Origin of the sequence: Burkholderia sp. Se-20378 (assembly GCF_017104665.1) — a bacterium.
In the GTDB taxonomy this organism is placed as follows: Bacteria; Pseudomonadota; Gammaproteobacteria; order Burkholderiales; family Burkholderiaceae; genus Burkholderia; species Burkholderia lata.
Window position 1 is genome coordinate 1 of record NZ_JAAGPG010000571.1, and the last position, 5180, is coordinate 5180.

Below are 5180 nucleotides of genomic sequence, written 5' to 3' on the forward strand. Positions count from 1 at the left end.
ACCTGCGGCAGCAGCGCGCGCCCGGCGTCGGTCAGCGTCGGCGCGCGCGTCGAGCGGTCGAACAACTGCACGCCGAGATCGATCTCGAGGTTCGCGATCGCCTCCGACACGGTCGACTGGCGCTTGCCGAGCTTGCGCGCGGCGGCCGTGAACGAGCCGAGCAGCGCGGCTTCGGCGAATGCGAGCAGGGCTTCGGGGGCGTGGCGCATGCGGTGCTCCTGGTGGTGATATATCGGTAAAACCGATGATATCAAACTGGATTCATACGGTTACGCCGATCAAAATGGCTGCCATGAACGAAGTAGACGAATCGGAGGGAATCATGAAACAGGTCAACAAAACGGTGACGGAACGGCTGCTGCATGCACTGACGTTCGAACTGGTCGCGATCGCACTGTGCGCGCCGATCGGCGCGTGGCTGCTCGACATGCCGGTGTCGCACGTCGGCGTGCTGACGGTGATGGTGTCGCTGATCGCGATGGCATGGAACATGGCGTTCAACACGCTGTTCGACCGCTTCGAGCGGCGGGCCGGGTTGAAGCGCACGCTCGGCATGCGGATCGCGCATGCGGTCACGTTCGAACTCGGCCTCGTCGCGATGGTGGTGCCGGTAGCCGCGTGGTGGCTGAACGTGAGCCTCGTCGAGGCGCTGCTGCTCGACCTCGGCATCGTGCTGTTCTTCCTGCCTTACACGTTCTGCTTCAACCTCGCTTACGACGCGCTGCGCGCCCGCTGGATGGCACGCCGGGTCGCGGTGCAGGCAGGTTGAGGACGGGCTGGGCGGGCGAGCGGGGCGAATGCCGGTAGAAGCCGGCGGGGCGGCGGCGGTCGCCTCAGCGCGCGGCGGCCAGCAGCCACACGCCGCACGCAACCGCGACCGTGCCGTACACGGCATAGACGGGCACCTTGAAGCGCGCAAAGCACAGCGTGGCGAAGGCGCCCGTCAGCCAGTAAACGGGGTCGGCTGGTTCGCGGTACAGGATCCTGACGACAGCGACGACGAGAAAACCCGTCGTCGCGGCACGCAGCAGGCGCATCCCGTACTCGAAGCGTGAATGGCGCTTGAGCCGGGACAGATGGTTCTGCGCAAACACGACGAGGCACCCCGACGGAATGAAGAGCGCGGCCGTCGCCAGCAGCGCGCCGACCCAGCCGTCGGTCAGGTAGCCGAGAAACGGTACGACGTTCAGCAGCGGTCCCGGTGCGACGGGCGACAGCGCGAACGCAAGCGTGAAGTCGTGATCGGAAATGCCTGTTGCGGGCGTGACGAACAGCGTCTTGAGCACGGGCAGCGCGGAAAAGCCGCCGCCGAACAGCGTCATGCCGGCGCCGGCGAGGCGCGGCCACAGCAGCGTCGCCTGGTAATCGCCGGGCAGCGGCACCGCGAACAGCGTGACGAAAATGCCGAGCAGCACGAGCAGGTTGCGGTCGCGGGTCGACAGCGTGAAATCGACTGCGTCGCGTTGCGGCGGCCCCGTCAGCCAGCCGGCTGCGAATGCCGCAAACAGAATCCCGACGAAGGCGGCCGGATTATGCGCAAAACCGAGCAGAATCGTCGATAACGCGGCGATCAACTGCTCGCGCCGCGTTTGCGCGAGCGAGCGCAGCTGCTTGACCCACGTGACGCCGATCAGCGCGGCGAGCACCATCCCGAAGTGATTGATCAGCATCGGCGCGGCCAGCGAGCGCACGAGCGGTGTGCGATAGAAGATCGCGAACAGCGTCATCAGGATGGAGAACGGCAGTACGCTCGCGATGCCGGCGATCCACGCGCCGACGCGGCCGTGCAATATCTGGCCGACCTGCACCGCCACGTTGCAGCCGACGGGGCCTGGCACCAGCCAGGCCAGCGCGACGAGGTCGCCAAAGACATTGGGCTCGATGCGCCGCAGCCGTTCCACGTAGTGGCGTTCGAGCTGCGCCATCATCGACAGCCCGCCCCACGAAACCGCCGAAATGCTGGCGACGACCTTGAACAGGTCCCACAGGGACGCCTGCGCCTGTTCGACATCAGCGGTCGCTTCGATTTCTACGGTGGTCATGTTGGTGGTGTGAGCACGGGGCCCGATCTCTCGCGTGTGGCCATGCCGGCGGCCCGCCGACACGTTGGCCCTCCCAATTGTCCGCCGCGCACCGTGACACTGCCATGCGCGAAAACGCTAGTTCATGAACTAAACAATCAGATCGGAAAACGAAACAATGACGGCGCGCGCAACGCGCGCAACGGCCGCGATGCGCTTACGCGCCGGTGCTGCCGGTCGCGCGGTGCGCGATGACGTGCGGGGCGTCGCCACGCACGCCGAAGCGTGCGATCAGCGCGGGAATCGCGTCGGCCGGCACCGGTCGCGAGAACAGGAAGCCTTGCGCCTCGATCTCGCCGAGCGCAGCCAGCCACGTGATCTGCTCCTCGGTTTCCGTGCCTTCGACGACGACGGTCAGGCCGAGCGAGCGCGCGAGATGCACGATCGACGACACCATCACGCACACGCTGCGATCGTTCGGGATGGCCTGCACGAACGAGCGGTCGACCTTCAGCGTGTCGACGGAGAAGCGGTGCAGGTACGACAGCGACGAATAGCCGGTGCCGAAATCGTCGAGCGCGATCCGGATGCCGAGCTTCTTCAGCGCAACGATCTTCTCGGACACGAGCTCCGGATATTCCATCATCGCGGTTTCGGTGATCTCGATTTCGAGCCGGTTCGCGTCGATGCCGGTTTCCAGCAGCGTGCGCGAGATCGTCTCGATCAGGTCGCCGCGCCAGAACTGCACCGGCGAGATGTTGACCGCGAGCGTCAGCGTGTCGTGGCCCTCGTCGCGCCAGCGCGCGATCTGCTCGCACGCGGTGCGGATCACGAAATCGCCGATCGGCACGATCAGGCCGGTCGATTCGGCAATCGAAATGAATTCGTTCGCGGAGATGATCCCGTGCTCGGGGTGATCCCAGCGCGCGAGCGCCTCGAAGCCGGTGATGTGGCGGTGCGTGAGGTCGATCTTCGGCTGGTACGCGAGGAACAGCTGCCCCTCGGCGAGCGCGACGCGCAGTTGCTGCTCCCAACGCATCAGGTGGTCGGCGCGGTGCGACAGGTGCGGCGCATAGAACTGGTAGCAGTTCTTGCCGGCGTCCTTCGCGCTGTACATCGCGAGATCGGCTTTCTTCAACAGGTCGATCTCGCTTTCGTTCGCGACCGAGTGCAGTGCGATGCCGATGCTCGCATGCAGCACGAACGAGCTGCCGCGCACGTCGAACGGTTCGCCGAACATCCGGATGATCGCTTCCGCGAGCCGCACCGCGCGCCGCTCGACGTCGTCGCCCTTCATCACCACGACAAATTCGTCGCCGCCGATGCGCGCGAGCGAGCCTTCGTCGCCGACCGCATCGGACAGGCGCGACGCGGTCATCTGCAGCACGATGTCGCCGGCGTTGTGGCCGAGCGTGTCGTTGACGGTCTTGAAGTTGTCGAGATCGATGAACAGCAGCCCGAGCCGCGACAGGCTCGCCGGCATCGACACGTCGTTGCGCAGCCCGCGCAGCGTCGCGTAGCGGTTCGCGAGGCCGGTGAGCAGGTCGTATTCGGCGAGCTGCGTCATTTCGCGCTCGCGGCCGAGCAGCTTGCCGATCAGGCCCGTTGCGACGCCGAAGAACGCAAGCATCGCGAGCGTGATGAAGCTCGTCATCAGCAGGTAGACGTTGCGCGTGTGGTAGTAGTCCGCGAATTCCTCGGTTTGCGACAGCCCGACCATCACCGCGAGCGGGTAGCCGTCGAGGTGGCGGTACGACACGATGCGCGTCACGCCGTCGATCGGGTCGATGATCGTACCCGTCACGCGCTCGGCGATCGGGTAGACGCCCGACGCGGAAAACGCGCCGGGTGCGTTGCTGACCGAGCCCGTGCGCCGCGCGAGCACGGCGCCCGTATCGGACACGACCGCGATCACGCCTTCCTTGCCGATCGCCGCGTTGTTGTAGAAGTCGTTCGTGAAGTAGCTCGGGTCTTCCGACACGACGACGATGCCGGCGAAGCTGCCGTCCGGGTTGTTCAGGCGCCGCGTCATCTGTAGCGTCCAGTGGCTCGACACGCGGCCGAGTACGGGCTTGCTGATGAACAGGCGGTCGTCGTTGTGCGCGAGGTGGACCTTGAAGTGCTCGCGGTCGGACAGGTTGATCGGCTGCGGATGCAGCTCGGCCGTGTTCGCGAACAGGATGCCCTTCGCGTTGACGAGCGACACCTGGATCAGCGTGTCGCTCGGCACGACGCCTTTTTCGACGGCGCTGGCAAGGTTGAAGCGCGCGGGCGACTTCTCGAATTCGAACTTGACGAAGCGGGTGATCTGGTCGACCTGGTGGATCGCCTTGACCGTATGCTGCTCGAGCGCGGAGGACAGGATCGCGGCCGAAGCCGCCGCTTCCTTGTACGCGCTGTCCTTTTCCACCGACAGACGCGCGATGATCACGGCCCACAGCAGCGCAAGCGCCAGCATCCCGAGCAACGGGATCGCAAATAGCGCACGCCGGCGCGATTTGCGCGGCGCGCGTAGCGGCCGGGTCGGCGGCGTGTGGTTGGACCGGGCGGAGCTCATCGAAGAGGGCGGCGTCCTGCTCGCGTGCGCCATCCGTCTGGATGGCTATCTATGGTTGGGGTTGTCCCGACGTCTGTTCGTTCGCGGGACACGCAACCATGGACAGACCTCCGAAACAACGGATTAGGCCCGATATTACTGGCTGGAACGGTTTTGCGATAGTTGGGCGAATCGTAGGGGGCGCCGGACGGGCCGGCGCCATCGCACATCGCGAAATGTCAGGCAGGTGACAGGAAGGTGCCGTCGACGACCGTGACGACGTGGCCGCCGATCCACGTGGTGCCATCTTCGTCATAGCTGACGAAGATGCGGCCGTCGCGGCCGATCGCCGTACCCTGGCGGGCCGTGTACGACTGGCCGGGGCGGCGTTCCTGCCGCGTCAGCAGCCCGGCCAGCGCGGCGTTTGCGCTGCCGGTGACGGGATCCTCGCCGAAGCCGAAGTTGCCGCCCGTCATCAGGCAGCGGATTTCGAACGTCGCGGGGCCGCCTTCGGCGTGCGGTGCGTAGACCGCGACGCCGTCCGTGCCGTAGCGGTGCGTGAGCGCCGCCAGCGCGGCCGGATCGGGCGTCAGGCCGATGCAAGCATTGGCCGATTTCAGCCG

At 66.1% G+C, this 5180-nt stretch carries 5 protein-coding genes; 1 reads left to right on the top strand and 4 read right to left on the bottom strand.

What is annotated here, in order from left to right; translation table 11 throughout:
- Positions 1-209: LysR family transcriptional regulator (locus G3N93_RS33890; RefSeq protein WP_206134925.1), on the bottom strand; the 209-nt coding region annotated here is incomplete at its 3' end.
- 113 nt (positions 210-322) lie between these two features.
- Between G3N93_RS33890 and G3N93_RS33895 the strand changes: the two genes are divergently transcribed.
- The gene (locus G3N93_RS33895) at positions 323-769 is read left to right on the top strand and encodes a multidrug/biocide efflux PACE transporter (RefSeq protein ID WP_174942803.1); all 447 of its coding nucleotides are present in this window, start codon (positions 323-325) and stop codon (positions 767-769) included.
- Between the two features lie 64 nt (positions 770-833).
- Here G3N93_RS33895 and G3N93_RS33900 read toward each other — a convergent pair whose 3' ends face one another.
- The 3 genes from G3N93_RS33900 to G3N93_RS33910 all read right to left on the bottom strand — a co-directional run.
- Complete coding sequence (locus tag G3N93_RS33900; RefSeq protein WP_041492919.1) at positions 834-2042, bottom strand: chromate transporter; 1209 nt, start codon at positions 2040-2042, stop codon at positions 834-836.
- A gap of 196 nt (positions 2043-2238) precedes the next feature.
- Positions 2239-4578 (bottom strand): EAL domain-containing protein, encoded by a 2340-nt coding sequence (locus G3N93_RS33905; protein WP_174942799.1) that lies wholly within the window; start codon positions 4576-4578, stop codon positions 2239-2241.
- Positions 4579-4796: 218 nt separating this feature from the next.
- Positions 4797-5180: PhzF family phenazine biosynthesis protein (locus G3N93_RS33910; RefSeq protein ID WP_206134926.1), on the bottom strand; the 384-nt coding region annotated here is incomplete at its 5' end.

What these genes read in the sequence shown, in the direction of transcription:
- G3N93_RS33900 (WP_041492919.1), bottom strand. Translation starts at nt 2,042, where the DNA reads ATGACCACCGTAGAAATCGAAGCGACCGCTGATGTCGAACAGGCGCAG.
- G3N93_RS33905 (WP_174942799.1), bottom strand. Translation starts at nt 4,578, where the DNA reads ATGAGCTCCGCCCGGTCCAACCACACGCCGCCGACCCGGCCGCTACGC.
- G3N93_RS33895 (WP_174942803.1), top strand. Translation starts at nt 323, where the DNA reads ATGAAACAGGTCAACAAAACGGTGACGGAACGGCTGCTGCATGCACTG.